This is a genomic window from Thiomicrospira sp., assembly GCF_036568485.1.
Lineage (GTDB): Bacteria > Pseudomonadota > Gammaproteobacteria > Thiomicrospirales > Thiomicrospiraceae > Thiomicrospira.
Genome location: NZ_DATCSL010000101.1, coordinates 1 through 18,371 on the forward strand (window position 1 = coordinate 1; position 18,371 = coordinate 18,371).

Genomic DNA, 18,371 nt, shown 5'->3' on the forward strand with positions numbered 1-18,371 from the left:
TAGGGAGATGGCTTGGTTCTGGCGGTTAGATTATAACGAAGAACGCACCCATGAAAGTCTGGGTAATCTGCCACCGGCAGCTTATCGAGTAAAACTAGAAAACTCTACTTTACCAGTGTTTCACTAATGGGGAAGTGGACAAATCCATGTCATCTACTTTTTTGAGTAACGAACTTGGACAGGTTTTTACATTAAAGGAGCTTTCAGACAAAAGCGTTTCGAACCCAAAGATCAGGAAAGCTGAGTTAATGGTGCGAATTAGAGGGTTTGAAGAAACTTCTCAAGCACTAGGGCATGAAGCTTTATTCGTAACGTTAAGTTGCCCATCTAAATACCACCGTTCATTTAGCAAAACAGGACATGAAAACCCAAACTGGGGCGGATTTACACCTCTAGATGCTCAAGCTTATCTAAACAATGTATGGCAAAGAATAAGAGCAAGCTTGGACAGAAGCCAAATAAGATTTTATGGCTTTAGAGTAGCTGAACCCCATCACGACGGAACCCCTCACTGGCATATCTTGCTTTTCGTTAACGTTAACGAAGCAAAACCGTTAACGGAAATTATTCAACACTATGCCTTACTTGAAGACCCTGATGAACGTGGAGCAAAACAACACCGTTGCTCGTTTACGAAAATAGACCCCAAAAAAGGATCAGCAACCGGCTACATAGCAAAATACATCTCTAAAAATATTGATGGGGCAGATATTGAGCATGACTCTTACGGCGAAAACGCCGCAACCAGTGCTGAAAGAGTGAATGCTTGGGCATCATGCTGGGGGATTAGACAGTTTCAACAACTAGGCGGCCCCTCGGTATCCGTATGGCGTGAAGCACGACGCTTAAAAGACTTTCAAACGAAAGATAACAAAAGCCTTAACGAATTGAGAGAAGCGGCTGATAGGTCCGATTGGCAAAAATATGTTCAACTTATGGGCGGTGTATTCGTTAAACGTAACGAACAACTAGCAAGACCACTATATGAGTTTGAAATGGATGTCAGCACAGGTGAACTCAAGCAAAGCCATTATGACGAAGAACCCTTAAAAACGATCAAGGGAATTTTAAGCTCTGGCCTGAAATTCATCACGCGACATTTGAAGTGGACAAAGCTAGCTTACAGGCAAGCACCATGCTTTAACTTGGAGTTCTGTCAATAACTGTACGACCTTAAATTTAACTTGATATCATAATATGTTTTGACTTATCCTTAGCAATATATTACGCATAATAGTACGTAAACATACCCATTAATGAGGTTTAAATTTTGAATCAAGTACAAATTATTAAGAATGGCTGCGCTATCGGCTTTAAAAGCAGAAGCCCTACACCAGGACCTGAACTAGACTTGGTTCATCAATTCATTGATGAAACCTGCAAATCTTTTAAGCATAAAGAGAACAAGCTAGCTATATTCATCGAGCCAATGGTAATGAACTGTTATCCCGATTTAGTGATCGCTGAGTACTCCCCCAAAATAATCGATACATGGAATGAATTAAGAAGCCAAATTACTGAAAGTGACATAAAAATTCTGCAAAATTTAAGAGCTTTAAATGGTGGCAATGCAGCAAACCTCTTAACAAAAACCAACTTTAGTAATAAAAAAATTATCCAATCATTAGAACATCTTTATGATGCAAAATTAATTACACGAAATGATCAAAAATGGAAAGCTCTTCCCCTTAAGGACTCCTTCTATATAAAACGATTAACCTCAATTGAAGCAAAAATTGGGCAATGGAACAAACTACATTCTCAGGCACACATAAATAAGTGGTTTGCATCTGAGTCCTACGCTCTGTCTCAAATTAAGCAACCTCAATCAAAAACCATCGAGAAATTTAGGACATCAGGTATTGGGTTGTATAGTTTAAACAGTGGTCACTTAGTCAAAATTAATAAAGCAGAAAGGCAGAAGCTACCTACAAACTATATGTCATGGATGTTTAACGAATGGGTCGGAAGACACTTAACTAGAGCAGTGTAAGTTATATGAATATTAAATGTTTTGATGGATTGGAGTTAACTGATATTAGAGAATTAAAAGTTGGCGGTCAGAAGTATGTATATAGCGCCTCATCTGAGCAATGGGGAACTGTAGTACTAAAAATTATCAAACCAGATCAAGACATTCAAAGAATTCAACGAGAACTTAACATAGCTAAAGAATGCTCTGGTTTTAATAGCCCAACAGTCCATCAAGATGGTAGTTTAAGTTGCGATGGTATTGAATACGCATTCATAATCGAGAGCTTTATTGAAGGTGTTTGCCTAAAAGATTATATTGCTTCAGCATCCCCCATTCCTTATGAAGAGGTTGTTAAATTCTTAAAAGATATTTCTAATGCTATATCCATTTTAGAAGAAAAAAGGCTTGTTCATAGAGATATAAAACCAGACAATATAATTAGAGGTATTAATGGAGATTACTATCTTCTTGATTTCGGAATAGCTAGAGCGTTGGATCAAGAATCGATTACTAACACAAGTGACCCTTATGGGCCTCATACACCTTGCTATGCACCCATTGAGCAGATAGATAATGAGAAGGATAAAATCGATAGTAGAACCGATTTATTTTCATCTGCTGTTATCGCATATGAAATGATAACTGGAAATAAAGCATTTTGTGAACCTGGGTTAAACCTTGCTCAAATTACAAGAAAAATTGATATGGGAATCTACACACCCTTACCAGATATAGCGAATGATACTCATAACAAAATCAATGAGTTAATTCATTGCTGTATGAATAAATTTCAAAGCAGAAGACCTGACTCAGCTAAGGAGGCAGTATCTTGGCTCAATGAAATTTTATCCCAATAAGTAAAAAGGTTATTTATGGATTTATTTATTCAGTTTGGTCATGGAATGATGGGACACAGCAAAAAGCTGATTGAGGAATGGGGCGAAGGCACTGTTATTATCAGCCCTAGAGATTTAACAATACAACAAATAGAAAAATTTTCAAAAAGCTTATCTAAGCTGAATGGTAAAACGTTATTTGATCCCCAATACTACAACCCTAGAGCGAACCACAAAAAATTAACGAATCATACCCATTGGTTTGAAGATTTTGTGACCATTCAACTTACCGACCAAACTTACATCAGCAAACAATTGAAATTCATCAAAGATCTAAACAATGATGCGCTCACGTATGCATACATAATCCCTTCAGTAGCTTGTGAAGCCGTTGACAAGCATTGGTTAAGGGTACAAGATATATTTATACATGCAGCCTCACAAATTTTCACAGACAAACCTAGATACATAACTTTAGCTTTAAATAAAAATGTACTTTTAGATGAAACTGCCATCGAATTGCTTATAGAAACCTCTAAACAATGGGACGTAGATGGTTTTTATTTAGTTCCAGAAGGCTCTTATCTAGAAAAAAATGTAATCTGGATGGAAAATTTAGGATTGTTAGTAGCGGGATTAAAGCTAACAAATAAAGTGGTGATTGTAGGGTATAGCAATCACCAAATGCTGAGTCTGGCATGTTCAAACGCTGATGCAATAGCTTCAGGAAATTTTTTAAATGTTCGGGCCTTTAACGCTGAAAAATTTGACGCCCCAGAAGAGGGCTCAGTCAGCAGAAGATCTTTATGGTATTACTGCCCTCAGGCGTTATCGGAATATAAACTAAGTGATTTAGAGCTTGCCCATAGAAACGGTTTTTTAGATGAATTGAAACCTTATGGTCGCAGTAATCAATATATAGAAAAATTATTTAAAGCATCATCTCCATCAGACTCAGGATTTGATGAAGGTTTGGCATTCAGACATTACCTAACTGAGCTAAAAAAACAGTGCCAACTCTCCACAAAAAGCTCATTTGAAGACACCAAAAATTTCCATTTAGAACTTCTAGAAAATGCATATAATTTTTCAAGAAGTTTTAGAAAAAAAGGGATTCGAAAGAACGATAGGTCCTTTGAAGATATTGCAATAGACAATATTACATCTGTACAAAAGCTTTCTAAAGAGCTAGGAGCAAAATTAAGCAGAAATTGGCTCTAAACACAACGGACACCAACTGCTGTTATATCATCCTTTGAGCCATTTTCAAATGCGACTCGAATTAGTTGTTCAATATTTTTTTGTATATTATTGGACGATTTAAACACATCTAAAATCTCCTGCTCTGATAAATAATCATGAACCCCATCAGAGGTTAATATTAACCTCTCACCAGGCTCCAACAGGTTATGATAAACATCAACCGAGATTTCATTGTCACCACCTAATGCTTGTTTAATTAAATTTTTCTTTGGATGAGAGTTTTTCATCTCCTCTCCAATAAGACCACTATTAATTAAATCTTGTACAAATGTATGGTCATTGGTTAGCTGAACTATATCCGTTTTAGTAATTTTATAAGCTCTACAGTCCCCCACATGATACAAAGAAATCTTTCCATTTTTACATAGAGCTGCCGTAAAAACGGTTTGTGCAGCTAGGCAATATTCTTTTTTTAAGTAAGCATGAACTCGCTCAATAATATTTAATAATAATGCATGAGATAAGCCTTTACTCTTCTTGCTAATTTCCCGGGTCAAATATTCAGCAGCTTTGCCCCCCGCATAAACTCCTCCTACACCATCGGCTAGTGCAAAAACAAAATCACGCTTTATAGTTTGTGATTTATGGCTCTGTAACTGTTCAACAGCACTGTTAACACAAAAAAAATCATCATTGTTAGATTTATTTTTGCCTTTTTGGGATTTGCCATAAAAGTAGTACATCTAAATTTCTTCCGCAAGATTTATTAATTTTCATTATAGTGCAAATACTAACAAAACTAATATTAAGATTGCTACATATATGCTACAAAAAAAATTAAAAGACAAAAGAAAAAGACAAAAGAACATGTAACTTATTGATTTTAATGGTGGGCCCCCCCGGACTTGAACCGGGGACCTAACGATTATGAGTCGTGTGCTCTAACCAACTGAGCTAGGGGCCCTTTAAAGGAAGGTATAAAACTTAAACCACCAGGCCTGGTGGTTTAAGTGCGCTTATTATAGCGGGTTTTGCGGGGATGTAAACGGGACTTAGTTATCCAAGAAGCTGCGTAAACGCTCAGCACGACTTGGGTGACGAAGTTTACGTAACGCTTTGGCTTCGATTTGACGAATTCGCTCACGCGTGACATCAAACTGTTTACCCACTTCTTCCAAGGTATGATCCGTGTTCATACCCAAACCAAAACGCATACGTAATACCTTAGCTTCACGCGGCGTTAAAGTACTGAGCATTTCACGAACGGTTTCACTCATGCCCTCTTGGTCCGCTGAGTCCGATGGGGATAAAATATTTGAATCTTCAATAAAATCACCGAGTGAGGAATCTTCATCATCACCAATCGGTGTTTCCATCGAAATCGGTTCTTTGGCGATTTTCATCACTTTACGAATCTTGTCTTCTGGCATTTCCATTTCTTCGGCCAGTTCTTCCGGAGTCGGTTCACGCCCCATTTTTTGTAGCAACTGGCGCTGGATACGATTAAGTTTATTGATAGTCTCAATCATATGCACCGGAATACGGATGGTACGTGCTTGGTCAGCAATCGAACGGGTGATCGCCTGACGAATCCACCAAGTTGCATAGGTGGAGAACTTATAACCACGACGGTATTCAAACTTGTCGACGGCCTTCATCAAACCGATGTTACCTTCTTGGATCAAATCCAAGAATTGTAAACCACGGTTAGTGTACTTTTTCGCAATCGAGATAACCAAACGCAGGTTGGCTTCAATCATCTCACGCTTGGCGGCACGCGCTAAGCTTTCAGACTTACTCAGATCCTTGTAAACCTTCTTGTAATAGGTGATACCCATTTTTTCATTTTTTTCAATCAAGGCTAAACGTTTTTGAGCGCGTTTAATTTCGGTACGTAATTCTTCAAGCACTGACGATTTGGCAGGATTTGCTTCAATTAAACGATCAACTAAATCAGCACTGGATTCGGATTCGACAAAAATTTCTAAAAATTTATTACGCGCCACACCTGCTTTACGAACGACACCGTTGACGATTACACGTTCTTGTTCGCGAATCGCGGCAATTTTTGACTTAATATCGCGGATCACGCCATTGGTAAATAAAGGGGTCAAACGTACGGTGCGCAAGTGATCCACTACCAACTCACGTTTTTTCTTAGCCTTAGGGTCACCTGAACCATGCTGATCTTCGGCCTTAACCGCGTCACGGTGTAACTTTTCAAGCGTGGCTAAAAAAGCTTCGATTAGAGCCGGATCGATTGAATCATCTTTGGGTTCGCTGTTGTTATCTGAGTCCGCATTCAGGTCTTCAACCGCCACCTCTTCAAGGTCGGTAGGGTCAATAAATCCTTGGATAACGTCGGCCACTTTACCTTCACCGTTATCCATCTTTTTAAAGGTTTTTAGAATTTTTTCTGCGCACATCGGGTATTTCGATAAAGAATCCAACATGTCACGAATATTTGATTCGATGCGCTTGGCGATATCAATTTCGCCTTTGCGGGTTAAGAGTTCAACCGAACCCATCTCACGCATATACATTCTGACAGGATCAGTGGTACGACCAAATTCAGAGTCGACTTCTGCCAAAGCTAAAATCGCGGCCTCAGCCGCCGCCTCATCAAACGCACCGCCTTCTTTGGTGATCAGTTCGTCTTCTTCTGGTGCCGAGTCAAATAATTGAATACCAAAATCGGTTAGAATCGTCAGAACTTGTCCGAGCTGATCTTCTTCGATATCATCCGGCAAAACGTCGCTTACATCCGCATAGGTGAGGTAGCCCAAATCCTTGGCACGCTCAATCAAGTCAATTAACTGTTGCTTTCTTTCTACTTTTGTCATGTTTGCCTCAAATAACGATTACAGACGCCGTCATACACCCGACACCAAATCAAAAAACCGAACCCTAAATTATAACAAAAAATCCACTTATTATTTTGTTATCTATTCGAATTTAGCGATTAAAATTACTGCCTTACAGCCAAAAAGGCCTGCAAATCCGCCAATGCTTGGCGACTCAAACTTTGTTGCGTTAAACTCATTTTTTCTAATTCATCCAGCAGGCGATTCGCTGCTTCTTGCAACATAACTTTTAACGCGTCTTCGTCTTCAGGTAAACGACGCGTCTGGATAAACTCGTATTCCTTTGCAAAACCGGCTTGCTGCATCCAGCGTACTGCAGTACTGGCTTCAAAACTTTGCATTAGTTGATGCAACACACCAGACAATAAGCGGTCATCCCGACGCTGAGACTGCCCCAATGCCCGTCCAATAGCTTGATGCAAAGCCGCAGCCCAACCAGGACGAACAAGCAAAATACACACCAAATGTTTCGACAAACTCATTACCTGAGAAACTTCGGGTCCAGCATTCGCCGTCACTTGTTTTGTGGTTTTAAACTGAGAAAATCCAGTTTTTACCCCCATTTGTTTTTCTAAACGCCAGGTGGGTAAATCGACGGCCTCGGCCACCGCCTCTACTAATAAATACTGGTATAAACCCTGCGCGCTTTGCACATAGGGTTGCGCCAATGCAACCAGCTGTTGACGACCCTCACGTGATTCTATAGGGACACTTAAACGGTTTTGCAAGCCTTGCAACCAAAATTGTGACAAAGTTAGTGCCTGTTGGGCCCTCAACTTAAAGCCATCCGCGCCTTCTTTTCGCACCACCGAATCCGGATCCTCACCATCGGGCAAAAACAAAAACTTTACCGAGCGAGTTTGCTCCATCATTGGCATAGCCAGCTCCAAGGCTTTCCAAGCGGCCTTCAAACCGGCACTGTCACCATCAAAACAAAACACGACTTCATCAACTTGTCGAAACAACATCTGCAAATGATCGACCGTGGTCGCAGTTCCCAAAGTAGCAACGACATTACGCACACCAAACTGCGCTAAAGCAACCACATCCATATACCCTTCAACCACAATAATATGATCAAAGCTTTGACGTGCTTGGCGCAGCTCATACAAACCATATAACGCATAGCTTTTATGAAAGATTGGAGTTTCTGGCGAATTTAAATATTTAGGTTGCTCTTCTGAACTCAAAACCCGACCGCCAAACCCAACAATGCGGCCACGCCCATCTCGAATTGGGAACATGATACGGTTACGAAACCGGTCATAAAGTTTATCAGCGTCCTTTTCCACCAACATGCCGAGCTCAATCAACTCAGCCTTCAATTGCTTATCGGCTTTTAAGCCAGAAACTAAACTATCCCACCCTGGTGGTGCAAACCCAATTAAAAACGCTTTAGCAATATCAGAAGTTAAGCCGCGCTGTCTTAAATAGTTTTTAGCTTGCTCGGATGCTGAATGATCGCGCAGTTGCTGTCGATAAAACTTGGCGACCAACGCCATCACGTCATATAAATCTCGCGCATGTTCAATTTTTTTAGCCGCTTGTGGTGTTTGTTTCTGCCGCGGCACATTTAAACCTAACTGCGCAGCTAAAGACTCGACCGCTTCAACGAAAGATAACCCCTCATACTCCATGACAAATTTCAGTGCGTCACCACTCGCTCCGCAACCAAAGCAATGATAAAACTGTTTTTGAGGGTTAACATTAAAGGACGGGGTTTTTTCTTGATGGAATGGGCAACAAGCTTTAAAAGTAGCGCCCGCTTTTTTGAGAGGAACACGCTGGTTAATGACCTCAACAATATCAGCACGAGATAACAGCGAATCAATAAAATCGCGAGGAATTGCGCCTTTATATTCCATTCCGTCCCCTCTCATCTAGCCAATAACGTCATGATGACCACCACATAACAATCCAAGAAAACGCTTTTCCGAAAACAAAAAAACCCATCAACCTAATGTTAACGGGTTTTTTGAACGGGCTTAAACTTAAAATAGAGGTACTTTTAGGCTAAGCTTGCTTTGATCTTCTGGCTTACCACCGCCATATCAGCTCGGCCTTGCATTTTTGGTTTTAATAAGGCCATCACCTTACCCATATCCTGCATGGTTTTTGCTTCGACCTCAGCAACAGCATCAGCGACCATTTGGGCGATTTCTGTTTCTGTCAAAGGCTGTGGCATAAAATCTTGAATTACCGAAATCTCATAAGCCTCTTGCTCAGCCAAATCCTCACGTCCGGCCTCGGTGTATTGCGTGAAAGAATCACGACGTTGCTTTAACGCCTTATCCAACACCGCCAACACCTGAGTATCATCTAACGTGATCTGCTGATCAATTTCCTGCTGCTTAATGGCAGCCAGCATGGCGCGCACTACCATCAGGCGAGTTTTTTCACCCGCTTTCATGCAGCGCTTCATTTCTTCGGTTAAACCCGCTTTATAATCGCTCATCAATCTATTCCGGCCGTCTTAAAACGGACGACCATTCAAACGACGACGTTCACGAGACAAACGCTTAGCTAAACGTTTAACAGCCGCTGCCTTCATGCGCTTCTTAGCCCAAGTAGGCTTTTCATAGAACTCACGCTTGCGCGACTCAGTTAACACGCCTGCTTTTTCACAAGCACGCTTAAAACGACGTAAAGCTACGTCAAATGGTTCTGTATCTCTTACTTTTACAATTGGCATAAAGCTTCTTCTTTGATTTAATTGGAAAAATTCTGTTCGCTAACCTTGACTGGCAGCAATAAAGAGCAAGATTATAGTTTTGCGCGTCCGCATTTGCAAATTATTTTGTTAAAATCGCCACTTAATTTTTATTTATTTACAGGAAAAGCATGGCGGATTCACATCAACCCCTTATTGTACTCGGAATCGAAAGTTCATGCGACGAAAGTGCTGTTGCAATTTACGACACTCAACGTGGCTTACTGGCGCATAATTTATACAGCCAAATTGAACTGCATGCTGAATATGGTGGCGTTGTGCCCGAACTGGCTTCGCGCGACCATATCCGTAAATTAACTCCACTGATCTTACAAACGCTAGAAGAAGCCGGTCAACCCCAAATCTCAGGGGTCGCTTATACGGCCGGGCCCGGTTTAATCGGTGCTTTGCTAGCTGGTGGCGCTATCGCCCGTAGCCTAGCTTATGCATGGCAAGTCCCCGCCATTGGCGTACATCATATGGAAGGTCACCTACTCGCACCCATGCTCGAAGACCAACCCCCTTCCTTTCCATTTATTGCGTTACTAGTATCAGGCGGGCACACCATGTTGATACGAGTGGATGGCATTGGCCGTTATCGCTTATTAGGCGACACACTTGACGATGCCGCGGGCGAAGCCTTTGATAAAACCGCTAAAATGCTAGGGCTGGGTTACCCTGGAGGCCCGATTGTGTCAAAGCTGGCACAACAGGGCGATTCCACACGCTATAAATTTCCACGCCCCATGGTTGATCGCCCTGGCTTGGATATGAGTTTCAGCGGCTTGAAAACCTTTAGCTTAAATACCTGGCATAAGGCGCAAGCTCAAGGTGATGACAATGATCAAACTCGTGCAGATATTTGCCGAGCGTTTGAACTGGCGGTAGCCGATACCCTAACGATTAAATGCAAACGCGCTTTAGAACAAGAAGGCTTAAACACGCTTGTGGTTTCGGGCGGCGTGAGTGCTAACCGAGAAATTCGCGCCAAATTGGATGCGTTAATGATCAAACGCAAAGGCCAAGCCTTTTACCCACGCTTGGAGTTTTGCACTGACAATGGTGCCATGATTGCCTATGCCGGCGCACAGCGACTATTAGCGGGCGAACATAATGACCTTAACTTCGCAGCTAAGGCACGCTGGTCACTGGAGGACCTAAACCCAATCTAAATCTTAAACAGAGATTTCTTTTGAAAACAATGACATCCCGCCTGTTTTATGCATAATTAATAGATAAGCAACCTAACATTTAGGTGCGCTTTGGTTCCACCAAACAGGAGGGAGCAACATGAAACGTCTTATCTTATTATTAACCCTGCCGCTTGCATTTGGGTTAGCTCAAGCACAAAACTCACCAAACGATCGTCCAAACCGCATGCCTATGTATGATGGACAAGGCCCGTACGGCCCTGGCGGTATGCATCAGAACGAAAGTCAGCGTGAGTATCAAGAACGAATGCGAGAAGAACCTCGTGAAATGCATCGTGAGCAAAGACCTTATGACGGAAAAGGCCCACAAGGACGGTCGGGCGAGTTTCGCGAAGATGCTGAAATTCGCCGATATCGAGAGCGCATATTGGAGGAACGTCGTGAAATGCAGCGCCAGCAACGCCCTAACGATGCTCCAGATAGCGAAATGAATCGTTAACGCTTAGTCACCTGGTTTTAACTGGGTGGCTTTAAAGTTGAATACTCAAATCTAACGAAATAACGAGCGCCTAATTACTTAGATTTAATCAGACTTTCTTCGCCCTTTATTAAACGCTCAATATTACTTCTATGACGCCAAAACAAAATCGCCGTCATAATCGCTGTCACACCAACCCAACTCATTACCGCTTCACCAGTCGATGATTGAGTAATAAAGTAAATATAAATTGGCGCCAAGAAGGTGGCGATCAAAGCGGATAAAGATGAGATTTTTAAAACCTTTGCGACAAATAACCAAGTAGCCGCCGTCGCTAAACCCGCCCAAAAGTTTAGTGCCAGCAACACACCCAGCATGGTCGCCACCCCTTTACCGCCTTTGAACTGGAAAAAGACAGGATACAAATGACCAAGAAACGCGGCCAAACCAACCAATACAATCCACAAGGCTTCTAAAGCTAGCCAATGAGCCACCAGCACCGGAAACACGCCTTTTAGCACATCCCCCAATAACGTAATCGCCGCCGCCAACTTACCCTTTTCACCACCAATACGTAAAACATTGGTCGCCCCCGGATTACCGGAACCCGCTTCACGGGGGTCGCCCAAGCCCATTAGTTTGCACACAATAATGGCCGATGACACCGAACCCAACAAATAAGCCAATACCACCAGGCCTGGTAATAAGATCATTTCACTCATGTGATTATTATTCCTTTAAAATAGTGGACGGATTTTAACATTATTGGATGAACACTGTGAGCAAACCCACTCAAACGCAAGCGGACAGCATTTTTATTGAAGGCCTCAAGGTCAACACCATTATTGGCGTACACCCCTGGGAAAAATGCCAAACTCAACCCCTGGTATTCGACATTGAGCTTTTCACTGGGATTCAAAGTGCCGCACAAAGCGACCAACTGGCGGATACGGTTGATTATGCAAAGGTCTCACAAGATATTATTAAGTTGGCACAACAAACGCGTTATGAATTAATTGAAACGCTCGCCGAGCAGATTTGTGAACACCTGTTCGCCCATTACCCTGGGCTGCAAGCCATTGAACTGAAACTGGCAAAACCTCACGCCGTCGCAGAAGCCAAGCAAGTTGGCGTCAAAATTTGGCGTCAACGCCAAAACTAACACACCTCCAACTGGGGACGACTTAACCTTCCGCTTGAATTTGCTTGCGTGCTTGGATGACTTTTTTCAGAATGGGCACCATTTTTTCCATCTGCGTGCTCGCTTGATGAATTGAGATTTTATCTAGACGTTTAAAGTCTTCTTCAAACTGACGCGCATTTTGCCGCGACAAATTGGCGACAATTTTCTTATAAACCTCATCGCCTTGGGCAATGCGCGCAAGGGTCACCATTTGCTCAGAACTGATTTGCGTCAGTAAATCCTGCATTAAGGCGTTTTCAATTTGTGTGAGTTTTCCAGCTAAAGCCCGGTAGGCGGTCAAACGCTTTTGCATACGCTCTTTATCTTGCTCCGTGACCACTTTAAAACGCTCTCGAATCACCTTACTTAAAGCTTCAACCACGTTTTCAGGCAGATTAAAAATAGTCGGCCCGACTTCAATGACATATTGGCCAGACTGCTGACGCTTGGCTTTAATTTCCATCGGACCTCCTAAATATACTGGGTGTGTTCATCAATAAACTCGATTTTTCCGTTGCTATCGAGTTCAAATAGTTTTTCCACCAAGCGTTGCACACAACGCTTGGCTTCTTCGTGTTCTGGCAAAGGATTATTTAACAAGTCGGATTCAATTTGTTTTGCCAAAATGGCCCCGACATTTTCAAGCACCTTATTGGTCAAACTTTGATCTTTCGCTAAACCCAGCAACGCGACCAAGTCTTGGTTATTAATTTCGCGAATCACCACCTGCATATCGTTCGGGCTCAGCTGCTTCAACTTTAAGCCCAGTTTGATATAACTTTTTAAGGTCGAATGATTTTCACCATGCGCTAACGCCAGCATGTGTTCTAACGTAATGCTAAGTAGCTCAACCGAAAACCGATCCAAACGCATGATGGCGCATCCCATCTGCACCAACCATTCATTTTCATGTACTTTTTGAATACCCACTTTCATAAATAATGACTTCCTAAGCGTCCGCTTGATTAAATCGAATATGAGTCTTAACCTAACAATACATTAGCAAAAAATCGGCCCAACTCATGATTTTTAGACATTCTAACACCAGATTGTCGCAAACCAAATTTATCCAAATCTAGGACTAAGCCAACTATAATAGGCCTCATTTACAATACTGACCAGACTAAGCTTGTTGATGAAACCAAATAAATCGCTCCCCGAACCAAGTGATGACGCGAAACAACGCAGTCAATTACTCACAGACAAAATTCGTCGACACCTCAACCGTCACCACCAACTCAGCTTTGCCGATTTCATGCGTTTGGCACTTTACACCCCCAACTTAGGTTATTACACCAACGGCTTACCTAAAATTGGTTTAGAAGGTGACTTTGTCACCGCGCCTGAAATCTCGCCTATTTTTTCACGTTGTTTGGCACGTCAAGCGCAACAGGTTTTAACTCAGCTTAGCCAACCTAACATTATTGAATTTGGGGCAGGACGCGGCATCATGGCACGAGATATTTTGCTTGAATTAGCTAATCTCGAACAGCCGCTGGAACATTATTTTATTATCGAGTTAAGTGCCGATTTAAAACAACGCCAAAAAGAAACCTTGCAAACATTGCCGCCTGAGCTTTTCAATAAGGTCGTGTGGTTGGACAGCTTACCTAGCACGCCGATTCAAGGCGTGGTATTGGCAAATGAAGTGTTGGATGCCATGCCAGTTGAGCGCTTAAAACTTGAACCGGCGCAAGTATCGAAAGCTTTTGTGCAATGGAATGAAGAACAAGCCGAATTTGAATGGCAATATCAACCCATTACCGAACCGGCTTTACAAAAAATTGCCAACCAATTATTAAAACAAATCGGCGAACCCAGCGAACGCGGCTATCACACCGAAATTAATTTAAATATCGCACCCTGGTTGCATTCGATTGATGACTTTCTAGAAACAGGCCTGGTACTTTTAATTGACTATGGTTACCCTCGCAAAGAGTTTTATCAAGCGGCACGTCACATGGGTACCCTACGTTGTCATTATCAACATCGCGCCCACAGCAATCCATTTTTTTACCCAGGGTTGCAAGACATTACCGCCCACGTTGATTTTACCGCGGTGGCCGAAGCCGCTTATGATTCCAAATTAAAAGTAGCGGGGTATACCACTCAAGCGCATTTTTTAATGGGATCAGGCTTATTAGAAATGGCCGGTGATCCGAATGCACCGATTACCGAACAGCTCAAAACTGCCCAACAAATTAAAACCCTGACTTTACCGAATGAAATGGGTGAAAACTTTAAAGTGATGGCCTTAAGCAAACAACTGGATTTAGGTTTGATTGGCTTCAAAATGCGCGATTTACGCCACCAACTCTAACCACCAGGCCTGGTGCTTTAAAAAGGAAGGGTTATGCAACAAACTTTAGATTGGATACAAATTGTCTGGCTGGCTGTTATTCAAGGTATCACAGAGTTTTTACCTATTTCCAGCTCTGGCCACCTTATTTTAGTACCCCAATTGTTTGGCTGGCCGGATCAAGGTTTAGCGTTTGATGTCGCTGTCCATCTGGGCACCTTATTAGCCGTGGTGATTTATTTTCGCCAAGATGTTTGGCACATGAGCCGAGACTGGAGTATTTCACTTATAAAACGTCAGCCAACCTCTAATAGTCGACTGGCTTGGGCCGTGATTTTCGCCACCATTCCGGCCGTAATATTTGGTCTGATCATTAACAACGGGCTGGAAGAAGCCTTACGCAATCCATTATTAATCGCCGCCACCACAATTGGTTTTGGCGCATTATTGTGGTGGTCAGACGTGACGGGCAAACAATCTCGTGACGAACACACCTTAAGTTATAAAGACATCGCCATTATCGGTGGCGCACAAGCTTTGGCATTAATTCCAGGCACATCACGTTCTGGCATTACGATTACGGCCGGGTTAATGATTGGCTTAACGCGCCAAGCGGCGGCTCGTTTTTCGTTTTTGCTATCGATTCCGATCATTCTAGGCGCAGGGTTAATCAAGCTTAACGATCTTCTAAACTCGGCCCTACCGGTGCATTGGGATATTTTGCTGATCGGTTCTAGCCTCTCGTTTATCAGTGCTTATCTGGTGATTGCGTTATTTCTGAAATGGATTAATCAAATCGGTATGGCGCCCTTTGCTTGGTATCGATTCGCGCTCGGCCTCGTCTTGCTTTATATCTTTTTGTAAGGCTTAAAAATTCTTTCAAAAAAATTCTTTTTAGCGGTTGTAATCCCACCCCAACTTCTTTAACATGCGCGGTCTGTTTTTAACCATGGAGAGACCGTGTGGGTTCGAGTTTAAGCAACCGCTGTTGCATCGCCTTTACCCCCGTCTTGGCCAAGCCTTAAAGCCCCGCCTTTAATCGCTTTTCCAAGACGGAAAAGCGATGCCATTTGATTATTAAAAAATCTGACTGCCTCAAAACCGATTCCGACGGTCTTCCTTATCAATAGGGAAATGTCGTGATGAAAACGTTCGTTAAAAAAAATGTATTCATTATTTTGCTCGTCAGCTTATCGACTTCGGCACAGGTGTACCCTATTCATAAAGGTCGCCCACAGGGCAAAGATAACACCGGCATCTTAGAAACCATCAAACCCGATTTACACCTTAAAATCTGGTGGGACCTTTTCCGCGTTTATGATCAATTTAAACGCAACCACCTATTATAAAATGCCACGACTGTGTATAAATCAGGCGTACATTTGGCTCTAAAGTCTTTAAATATCCAGCAGCTCCACACCCACAAAACGCGCCAGCCAAGCGACTAAGATAAACGAAAAGATTGTAATCGCAACGCTGGCCAGCATTGCCCAAACAAATCCGAACTTCGTTAATAACCAAGGAAACGCCAAAAACATCGGCAAGGTCGGAATCACATACCAAAAGGTATACCAGGCATGGTTAGCAATCTTGGTTTCAGGCTGGCCTTCAACATACAGCCACACCAGCACCAAAACTGTCACCATCGGCAAAGCCGCAATTAAAGCGCCGAGCTTATCACTGCGTTTCGCCACCTCAGAAATCAAAACCACCAGGCCTGCTGTGATTAAATATTTAGTAATGAGCCAACTCATGACCGTTACTCGCAACAGCTTAAATTGACTTGAACAGGTGGGCAAGGCACCGTGCCATAAGAACAAAATACACAACAATCACCTTTATTCGGAGTCATAAGTAGGCCACATTGCACACATTCAAAATAATACTGACAAGCTTGAGTCGGCATGGTTTCGATTGACGTAAAACCACACTCAGGACAAGTTAAATCGGACAGCAACTGCATATATTTCCCCTATACAATTTTGTATGCGACTAAATTGTAACCTGAGACCGTTCAAACCCAAACTATTAGTCACCTATCGGTTTATTTACCTAAAGCACTGAGTTTCGTTATACTGAAGATCACCGCGGTTAACCCCATTTAATGCAGGCTTAGCGACCAATGAATTACCCATGGAATTGTGATCCGGCACACGACAAAAAAGTGTTTCAAGACCGTCTGATTGACCTTAACAAATTGTTGGAACAGAAACACTTTGATGTGATTCGCCAGGTTGTGCTTCAGGTCGAAATACCCGACATGGCTGAACTGCTTGAGGAGTTGCCGCAAGCTAATCAAATCCTATTTTTTCGCACCCTGCCACGAAAAACCGCCAGTGCGGTGTTTGCCTATTTATCGCACAGCGCTAAAGAAGACTTAATCAATGCGCTTAGCGATGAAGATGCATTGCATTTAGTCAAAAACCTAGATGCCGATGACCGCGCTGCATTTTTGGACGAACTACCTGCCGAGGTGGTGCAAGCTTTAATCCAACGTTTACCGCACGACAAACTCAAAGAGGTTCAACTTTTACTAGGTTATCCTGCGGAAAGTGTCGGGCGTTTAATGCGACCGGATTATGTCAGTATCCAAGAGCATTGGACAGTGCAACAAGCCCTCAATTATTTACGCAGTTTTCGCCAGGATTCCACCCGTTTTAATACCTTATTTGTCACCAACCAAGACAATCAGCTCACCGATGCGTTACACATTCGTAAACTGGCTTTAACGGTTGATCCACAAACTCAAATTAAGCAGCTTATGGATCATCGTGTGGTTTATATTCATGCCCGTGAAGACCAGGAAAAAGCCGTTAAAATGATGCAACACTACGACCTCAACTCTTTGCCTGTTGTGGATGAAGATGACGTTTTAATCGGTATGGTCACCGTGGATGATGTGTTAGATGTGGCTCAAGCCGAAACTACCGAAGATTTCCACAAAATGGGCTCGGTAGGTGTCATCAATTTTAATATCAGCGAAGCCGGGCCGTTGTTGCTGTATCGCAAACGCATCGGTTGGTTATTGTTATTGGTATTTGTAAATATATTTGCCGGCATGGCCATTGCCACGTTTGAAGACATGATCGCCGCCGTGGTAGCGTTGGTGTTCTTTTTGCCCTTAATTATCGGTAGTAGCGGTAACGCTGGTGCACAAACCTCCACCTTAATGGTGCGTTCGCTCGCCACTGGCGATGTTCGCATGAAAGACTGGGGACATCTGATGCTTAAAGAAATCTCGGTGGCCGCCGCCTTGGGATTAACCATGGGGGTCGCCATATCAGCAATCGGATTTTGGCAAGGTGGCGAAGCATTGGCAATGGTCGTAGGCTTGTCCATGGTCGCGGTGGTTGTGGTTGGTAGCTTGATGGGCATGAGCTTGCCATTTTTACTCAGCAAACTCAATATAGACCCAGCTACCGCCAGCGCGCCACTTATTACCTCAATGGCGGATATTCTAGGAATCCTAATTTACTTTAGTATTGCGGTCGCGATTATCCCAATCGCTTAAACTGCCAACCACCAGGCCTCGTGGTCACGACCCTATTAAAAATACCAACGCATTTGCAGTTCAGTGCGAGTAGCATACTGACGCTCGGCATATTCGGTTTGATTTGCACCGTTAAAAATATTAGCCCGTAAACGCCACTCAAGGTTTGATAACCCCGTATA

Annotated in this window: 21 protein-coding genes, 1 tRNA gene and 1 pseudogene; 12 read left to right on the forward strand and 11 right to left on the reverse strand. The window is 42.7% G+C overall.

Translation table 11 applies throughout. From position 1 onward, the window contains the following. The 5 genes and pseudogenes from VIM91_RS09830 to VIM91_RS09850 all read left to right on the forward strand — a co-directional run. A pseudogene (locus VIM91_RS09830) lies at nucleotides 1-127 on the forward strand (IS3 family transposase); the annotation flags it as partial. 19 nt (nucleotides 128-146) lie between these two features. Then, nucleotides 147-1,163, forward strand: a complete 1,017-nt coding sequence (locus VIM91_RS09835) for a replication endonuclease (RefSeq protein ID WP_331864645.1) — start codon at nucleotides 147-149, stop codon at nucleotides 1,161-1,163. 107 nt (nucleotides 1,164-1,270) lie between these two features. Next, nucleotides 1,271-1,993: a hypothetical protein gene (locus VIM91_RS09840; RefSeq protein WP_331864646.1), complete on the forward strand. Its 723-nt coding sequence runs from the start codon at nucleotides 1,271-1,273 to the stop codon at nucleotides 1,991-1,993. Between the two features lie 5 nt (nucleotides 1,994-1,998). After that, nucleotides 1,999-2,832 (forward strand): serine/threonine-protein kinase, encoded by an 834-nt coding sequence (locus VIM91_RS09845; RefSeq protein ID WP_331864647.1) that lies wholly within the window; start codon nucleotides 1,999-2,001, stop codon nucleotides 2,830-2,832. A gap of 15 nt (nucleotides 2,833-2,847) precedes the next feature. Then, nucleotides 2,848-4,032, forward strand: a complete 1,185-nt coding sequence (locus VIM91_RS09850; protein ID WP_331864648.1) for a hypothetical protein — start codon at nucleotides 2,848-2,850, stop codon at nucleotides 4,030-4,032. On the opposite strand, the gene VIM91_RS09855 is transcribed toward VIM91_RS09850, so the two are convergent. From VIM91_RS09855 to rpsU, 6 genes are all read right to left on the reverse strand, one after another. Continuing rightward, on the reverse strand, nucleotides 4,029-4,757 hold the full coding sequence (locus VIM91_RS09855; RefSeq protein ID WP_331864649.1) for a PP2C family protein-serine/threonine phosphatase: 729 nt from the start codon (nucleotides 4,755-4,757) through the stop codon (nucleotides 4,029-4,031). The genes VIM91_RS09850 and VIM91_RS09855 overlap by 4 nt on opposite strands. A gap of 144 nt (nucleotides 4,758-4,901) precedes the next feature. Beyond that, nucleotides 4,902-4,978 (reverse strand) — tRNA-Ile (locus VIM91_RS09860). 88 nt (nucleotides 4,979-5,066) lie between these two features. Continuing rightward, a complete protein-coding gene (gene rpoD, locus VIM91_RS09865) occupies nucleotides 5,067-6,857 on the reverse strand; it encodes an RNA polymerase sigma factor RpoD (RefSeq protein ID WP_331864650.1) in 1,791 nt (596 codons plus the stop codon). A gap of 125 nt (nucleotides 6,858-6,982) precedes the next feature. Continuing rightward, a complete protein-coding gene (dnaG, locus tag VIM91_RS09870) occupies nucleotides 6,983-8,743 on the reverse strand; it encodes a DNA primase (protein WP_331864652.1) in 1,761 nt (586 codons plus the stop codon). Between the two features lie 143 nt (nucleotides 8,744-8,886). Then, the gene (locus VIM91_RS09875) at nucleotides 8,887-9,333 is read right to left on the reverse strand and encodes a GatB/YqeY domain-containing protein (RefSeq protein ID WP_331864653.1); all 447 of its coding nucleotides are present in this window, start codon (nucleotides 9,331-9,333) and stop codon (nucleotides 8,887-8,889) included. Nucleotides 9,334-9,351: 18 nt separating this feature from the next. Next, a complete protein-coding gene (rpsU, locus tag VIM91_RS09880; RefSeq protein WP_331864654.1) occupies nucleotides 9,352-9,570 on the reverse strand; it encodes a 30S ribosomal protein S21 in 219 nt (72 codons plus the stop codon). 149 nt (nucleotides 9,571-9,719) lie between these two features. On the opposite strand from rpsU, the gene tsaD reads away from it, so the two are divergent. Then, nucleotides 9,720-10,760, forward strand: a complete 1,041-nt coding sequence (tsaD, locus tag VIM91_RS09885) for a tRNA (adenosine(37)-N6)-threonylcarbamoyltransferase complex transferase subunit TsaD (protein WP_331864655.1) — start codon at nucleotides 9,720-9,722, stop codon at nucleotides 10,758-10,760. A 118-nt stretch (nucleotides 10,761-10,878) separates the two neighbouring features. Further along, nucleotides 10,879-11,238 carry a hypothetical protein gene (locus VIM91_RS09890; protein ID WP_331864656.1) on the forward strand — a complete coding sequence of 120 codons (360 nt, stop codon included), beginning with the start codon at nucleotides 10,879-10,881 and terminating at the stop codon, nucleotides 11,236-11,238. Between the two features lie 74 nt (nucleotides 11,239-11,312). On the opposite strand, the gene plsY is transcribed toward VIM91_RS09890, so the two are convergent. Further along, the gene (gene plsY / locus VIM91_RS09895; protein WP_414719633.1) at nucleotides 11,313-11,939 is read right to left on the reverse strand and encodes a glycerol-3-phosphate 1-O-acyltransferase PlsY; all 627 of its coding nucleotides are present in this window, start codon (nucleotides 11,937-11,939) and stop codon (nucleotides 11,313-11,315) included. Between the two features lie 56 nt (nucleotides 11,940-11,995). Between plsY and folB the strand changes: the two genes are divergently transcribed. Further along, nucleotides 11,996-12,379, forward strand: coding sequence for a dihydroneopterin aldolase (gene folB, locus VIM91_RS09900; protein WP_331864657.1), 384 nt, complete (start codon nucleotides 11,996-11,998; stop codon nucleotides 12,377-12,379). A 22-nt stretch (nucleotides 12,380-12,401) separates the two neighbouring features. Here the strand turns inward: folB and VIM91_RS09905 are convergent, their stop codons facing one another. After that, nucleotides 12,402-12,863 (reverse strand): FliG C-terminal domain-containing protein, encoded by a 462-nt coding sequence (locus tag VIM91_RS09905; RefSeq protein WP_331864658.1) that lies wholly within the window; start codon nucleotides 12,861-12,863, stop codon nucleotides 12,402-12,404. Nucleotides 12,864-12,871: 8 nt separating this feature from the next. Then, the gene (locus VIM91_RS09910; protein WP_331864659.1) at nucleotides 12,872-13,336 is read right to left on the reverse strand and encodes a FliG C-terminal domain-containing protein; all 465 of its coding nucleotides are present in this window, start codon (nucleotides 13,334-13,336) and stop codon (nucleotides 12,872-12,874) included. 199 nt (nucleotides 13,337-13,535) lie between these two features. On the opposite strand from VIM91_RS09910, the gene VIM91_RS09915 reads away from it, so the two are divergent. The 3 genes from VIM91_RS09915 (at nucleotide 13,536) to VIM91_RS09925 (ending at nucleotide 16,048) form a co-directional block, all read left to right on the forward strand. Continuing rightward, nucleotides 13,536-14,720 (forward strand): class I SAM-dependent methyltransferase, encoded by a 1,185-nt coding sequence (locus VIM91_RS09915; protein WP_331864660.1) that lies wholly within the window; start codon nucleotides 13,536-13,538, stop codon nucleotides 14,718-14,720. 33 nt (nucleotides 14,721-14,753) lie between these two features. Further along, the gene (locus tag VIM91_RS09920) at nucleotides 14,754-15,563 is read left to right on the forward strand and encodes an undecaprenyl-diphosphate phosphatase (RefSeq protein ID WP_331864661.1); all 810 of its coding nucleotides are present in this window, start codon (nucleotides 14,754-14,756) and stop codon (nucleotides 15,561-15,563) included. Between the two features lie 278 nt (nucleotides 15,564-15,841). After that, the gene (locus VIM91_RS09925) at nucleotides 15,842-16,048 is read left to right on the forward strand and encodes a hypothetical protein (RefSeq protein WP_331864662.1); all 207 of its coding nucleotides are present in this window, start codon (nucleotides 15,842-15,844) and stop codon (nucleotides 16,046-16,048) included. 48 nt (nucleotides 16,049-16,096) lie between these two features. Here the strand turns inward: VIM91_RS09925 and VIM91_RS09930 are convergent, their stop codons facing one another. Together VIM91_RS09930 and VIM91_RS09935 are read right to left on the reverse strand one after the other, a co-directional pair. Next, the gene (locus tag VIM91_RS09930) at nucleotides 16,097-16,453 is read right to left on the reverse strand and encodes a DUF3147 family protein (protein ID WP_331864663.1); all 357 of its coding nucleotides are present in this window, start codon (nucleotides 16,451-16,453) and stop codon (nucleotides 16,097-16,099) included. 5 nt (nucleotides 16,454-16,458) lie between these two features. Then, nucleotides 16,459-16,662, reverse strand: a complete 204-nt coding sequence (locus tag VIM91_RS09935) for a GDCCVxC domain-containing (seleno)protein (protein WP_331864664.1) — start codon at nucleotides 16,660-16,662, stop codon at nucleotides 16,459-16,461. Nucleotides 16,663-16,821: 159 nt separating this feature from the next. Here VIM91_RS09935 and mgtE point away from each other — a divergent pair, with 159 nt between their 5' ends. Next, entirely contained in the window at nucleotides 16,822-18,210 is a 1,389-nt protein-coding gene (gene mgtE / locus VIM91_RS09940) for a magnesium transporter (protein ID WP_331864665.1), read from the forward strand. The last annotated feature ends 161 nt before the right edge of the window (nucleotides 18,211-18,371 follow it).

Excerpts from the sequence above, each read along its gene's own strand:
- VIM91_RS09835 (WP_331864645.1), top strand. The coding sequence starts at position 147 with ATGTCATCTACTTTTTTGAGTAACGAACTTGGACAGGTTTTTACATTA.
- VIM91_RS09845 (WP_331864647.1), top strand. The coding sequence starts at position 1,999 with ATGAATATTAAATGTTTTGATGGATTGGAGTTAACTGATATTAGAGAA.
- VIM91_RS09850 (WP_331864648.1), top strand. The coding sequence starts at position 2,848 with ATGGATTTATTTATTCAGTTTGGTCATGGAATGATGGGACACAGCAAA.
- VIM91_RS09855 (WP_331864649.1), bottom strand. The coding sequence starts at position 4,757 with ATGTACTACTTTTATGGCAAATCCCAAAAAGGCAAAAATAAATCTAAC.
- rpoD (WP_331864650.1), bottom strand. The coding sequence starts at position 6,857 with ATGACAAAAGTAGAAAGAAAGCAACAGTTAATTGACTTGATTGAGCGT.
- dnaG (WP_331864652.1), bottom strand. The coding sequence starts at position 8,743 with ATGGAATATAAAGGCGCAATTCCTCGCGATTTTATTGATTCGCTGTTA.
- VIM91_RS09875 (WP_331864653.1), bottom strand. The coding sequence starts at position 9,333 with ATGAGCGATTATAAAGCGGGTTTAACCGAAGAAATGAAGCGCTGCATG.
- rpsU (WP_331864654.1), bottom strand. The coding sequence starts at position 9,570 with ATGCCAATTGTAAAAGTAAGAGATACAGAACCATTTGACGTAGCTTTA.
- tsaD (WP_331864655.1), top strand. The coding sequence starts at position 9,720 with ATGGCGGATTCACATCAACCCCTTATTGTACTCGGAATCGAAAGTTCA.
- VIM91_RS09890 (WP_331864656.1), top strand. The coding sequence starts at position 10,879 with ATGAAACGTCTTATCTTATTATTAACCCTGCCGCTTGCATTTGGGTTA.
- plsY (WP_414719633.1), bottom strand. The coding sequence starts at position 11,939 with ATGAGTGAAATGATCTTATTACCAGGCCTGGTGGTATTGGCTTATTTG.
- VIM91_RS09905 (WP_331864658.1), bottom strand. The coding sequence starts at position 12,863 with ATGGAAATTAAAGCCAAGCGTCAGCAGTCTGGCCAATATGTCATTGAA.
- VIM91_RS09910 (WP_331864659.1), bottom strand. The coding sequence starts at position 13,336 with ATGAAAGTGGGTATTCAAAAAGTACATGAAAATGAATGGTTGGTGCAG.
- VIM91_RS09915 (WP_331864660.1), top strand. The coding sequence starts at position 13,536 with ATGAAACCAAATAAATCGCTCCCCGAACCAAGTGATGACGCGAAACAA.
- VIM91_RS09920 (WP_331864661.1), top strand. The coding sequence starts at position 14,754 with ATGCAACAAACTTTAGATTGGATACAAATTGTCTGGCTGGCTGTTATT.
- VIM91_RS09925 (WP_331864662.1), top strand. The coding sequence starts at position 15,842 with ATGAAAACGTTCGTTAAAAAAAATGTATTCATTATTTTGCTCGTCAGC.
- VIM91_RS09930 (WP_331864663.1), bottom strand. The coding sequence starts at position 16,453 with ATGAGTTGGCTCATTACTAAATATTTAATCACAGCAGGCCTGGTGGTT.
- VIM91_RS09935 (WP_331864664.1), bottom strand. The coding sequence starts at position 16,662 with ATGCAGTTGCTGTCCGATTTAACTTGTCCTGAGTGTGGTTTTACGTCA.
- mgtE (WP_331864665.1), top strand. The coding sequence starts at position 16,822 with ATGAATTACCCATGGAATTGTGATCCGGCACACGACAAAAAAGTGTTT.